Annotated in this window: 2 protein-coding genes and 1 tRNA gene; all 3 read right to left on the minus strand. The window is 72.4% G+C overall.

Going from position 1 to position 3,201, the window contains the following annotated elements:
• On the minus strand, positions 1 to 846 hold an 846-nt coding region (locus ACSNOH_RS34160), incomplete at its 3' end, for a hypothetical protein (protein ID WP_436725337.1).
• A 214-nt stretch (positions 847 to 1,060) separates the two neighbouring features.
• Positions 1,061 to 2,830, minus strand: a complete 1,770-nt coding sequence (locus tag ACSNOH_RS34165) for a serine/threonine-protein kinase (RefSeq protein ID WP_436725338.1) — start codon at positions 2,828 to 2,830, stop codon at positions 1,061 to 1,063.
• 143 nt (positions 2,831 to 2,973) lie between these two features.
• A tRNA-Gly gene (locus tag ACSNOH_RS34170) sits at positions 2,974 to 3,047 on the minus strand.
• Between the last annotated feature and the right edge of the window lie 154 nt (positions 3,048 to 3,201).

Here is a 3,201-nt window from a genome sequence, read left to right on the forward strand (position 1 = left end):
CATCACGGGCGGTCCGGGCGGGGCCGGCGGGCCGGCGGGGCCCTGGCCGGGCGCCGTCATGATCGGCAGGTCCTGGCCGAAGGTCGAGGCGATGGGCACCTCGATGCCCTGGACCGCGATCTCCACGCCTTCGCGGACCGCCGAGTGCACGGCCTCCCGCATGGCGCGCGGCCGCTCGGTGCGGAGCATCTGGTTCACGTCACCGGTACGGCCCCGGAAGCTGCCGATGAGGTCCTTGAAGTACGTCCCGACGATGTGCCAGCCGGGCCGGATGCGCCACATCGTCCAGCCCAGGTAGAGGCTCGTGCCGTACGCGAAGACGGACACGTAGGTCACGTAGCGGCCGCTGCTGACGACCAGCCGGTTGCTGACCACCTCCGGCTGGAAGACGTCGCTGCGGATCCGGGACGGCACGGCCGTCACCGGGATCCGGCGCTGGGACAGCGCGCCGTAGATCGCCGCGTAGGCGGAGGAGGACGCCTCGGCCTTGTCCTCCAGCAGCGTCCGCCACTCCGAGATGGGCTCGGTGCTGCCGGAGAAGAGGAAGATGAACCAGAAGACGATGACCGACAGGATGCCGCCCGTGCTGAAGGCGCCGCCGGCCTCCTCGAAGTCGAAGTCGCTCGTCAGCAGGCCGAACAGCCCGAAGAACAGCCACACCGCGAACGCGGTGCAGGCCGCGGTCGCCCAGTGGCCGAGGACCGTCCGGAGCGTGACCGACTCGTCGAAGCCCAGCTCGATCGGCTGGTACTTCAGCGTCTGGTTCCGGTAGGAGCCGTTGGGGCCGGTCGCCCCCGAGGCCGCCCAGCCGGCCGGTGCGGCGCTGCCGCCCGGATAAGTGCTCATGTCGTACTCCGCATCGGGGTCCGGCGCGGACGGGAACGGCGGCGCGGACCGGTGACGTAGATCGTTTGGCACGGCAACTTATCGGAATTTCATGCCGGGTAGGCCGGGCCGGTGGGCACGGGCAGGCCGCCGGGCGGGCATGGCAGGCAAAAGCCCCGAAACGCGGCGGGCGTCGGGTCGGCGGGCGGTGGCAACCGCGGCCCGGCCGACGGCGTCAGCAGCGGACCGGCTGGCCCGTCTGCCGGATGATCGTGTCGGCGGACATCCAGCCCGCGCTCTTCGTCCCGTCGATGCGCACGTAGAGCCACTTGTGCCCGTACGCGTTCTCGACGGCGCAGTGGAACCAGACCTTCGTGCCGGACTTGGCCGGAGCCACGGCGGCACAGACCTGGTACGGGCCGTTGAGGATGTTGCGGTTGCCGGTCACATAGCCGTACGTGCCCGGCTTCGGGTCGTGGTGGCTCCAGCCGCTGCAGGTCGTCGGCACGTTGAGCTTCTTCGACGGGGAGGCCGACGCGCTCGGCGTGGAGCTGGGCTTGGCGGAGGCGGAGGCCGAGGGAGAGGCCGAGGCCGCGTCCGACGGCTTCGCCGGAGCCGTGGGGGACGAGGAGGCCGAGGGGCTCACCCCGGCGGTCGCCTCGCCGCCGCCCGGCTGACCGCCGCTCGCCGGGGAGCTGACCGCGGGCTGTGCGGCCTGGACGTCGTCGCCGGGCGAGCTGCTGCTGTGGTTGCCGGTCAGGGCGTACGTGACGCCGCCCCCGGCCAGAACGACGGCCGCGGCGGCCGCTGCGATGACCGTACGGGTACGGCTGCGCTTGGGGCCGGGAGCGGGAGCGGGAGCGGAGCCAGGGGCGGCAGCCACTCCGGCCTGAGGGGGCGTCTGCGCGTGCGGGTACGGCAGGCCGGGCTGCGGATGGCCGGCGTGCGGCGGCTGATGGAACCCGGCCGGCGCCGCACCGAACCCGGCCGGTGGAGCCGGTGAGACGGCCTGGGTAGGCGTAGGTGCAGGTGCAGGCGTGGCCGCAGGCATAGGCGCCGATATCGGTGCCGGCGCCGCAGGCGTGGCACCCGCACCCGCACCCGCAGCCGGCGCGGCGCCCGCACGCGGCGCATAGGGCGCCCCATCCTCGCCGGCCGCCACCCGCTCCAGCATCGCGCGCGCCTCGCCCGCGGCCGGCCGGTTCTCCGGCTCCTTGGCCATCAGCGCCTGCAGGACCGGCCCGAGGGGGCCCGCCCGCCGGGGCTCCGGCAGCGGCTCGGTGATGATCGCCGACAGCGTCGACCACACCGACGTCCGGCGGAACGGCGCCGCGCCCTCCACCGCCGCGTACAGCGTCATGCCGAGCGACCAGATGTCCGACGCCGGACCCGGCTCGTGTCCCTGCGCGCGCTCCGGCGGCAGGTAGTCCAGGGAGCCGATGATCTGGCCGCTCTGGGTCAGCTTGGCCATGGCGTCGTCCCCGGCGGCGTCCATGCTGGCGATGCCGAAGTCGGTGAGCACGACGCGGCCGCCCTGCTCCAGGAGCACGTTCCCCGGCTTGACGTCACGGTGCAGCACGCCGGCCCGGTGCGCCGCGTCGAGCGCGTCCATCAACTCGGCGCCGATCGCCGCGGCCTCGCGCGGATCCAGCGCGCCGCGCTCCTGCAGCACGTCGTCGAGCGAGCGCCCGTCGACGAGCTCCATGACGATGACCGGCAGCCCCTGCTCCTCGGTCACGTCGTGCACGGTGACCACGCCGCTGTGCCGGATGCGGGCCGCGGCCTGTGCTTCTCGCTGCATCCGGATGCGCAGCTCGGCCAGTTCGGCCGCGGAGGCGTCGGTGAAGGCCCGCAGGACCTTGACCGCGACCTCCCGGTTCAGCAGCTCGTCCACCGCCCGGGCGACGACGCCCATGCCGCCGCGCCCGATCGTCGCGGTCACCCGGTAGCGGCCGCCGAGGACCTTGCCCACCAGCTCGTCGCCGTTCGCTTCCCCCGCTGCCACCACGCGCTCCGTTCCGTCAGTGCCCGGCCTGCCTGCCACCGCGTCCGGCGGCCCAGGGTAAACAAACAAGGCCCAGGTCTTTGACCTGGGCCTGCCTTACTTCTTATGAGACACCTCAATGAGCCATGAGACGTCTTATGGAATGGAGCGGGTGACGAGAATCGAACTCGCGCTCTGAGCTTGGGAAGCTCATGTTCTACCATTAAACTACACCCGCGAGGGCGCCCGTTTTCTGAGCGCCTCATCGTCGCACACTCTACCCCATCGAAGGCCCCCGGTGCACTCACCGTACGGGCCTTCCTGTCGTGTGAGGAGAGTGTGGGGCAGGTGGGGATGCGTGCGTGGGGGCCGGGAGTTGGGGCGTACGGTGG

The organism is Streptomyces sp. URMC 127 (assembly GCF_051386535.1).
Classification (GTDB): domain Bacteria; phylum Actinomycetota; class Actinomycetes; order Streptomycetales; family Streptomycetaceae; genus Streptomyces.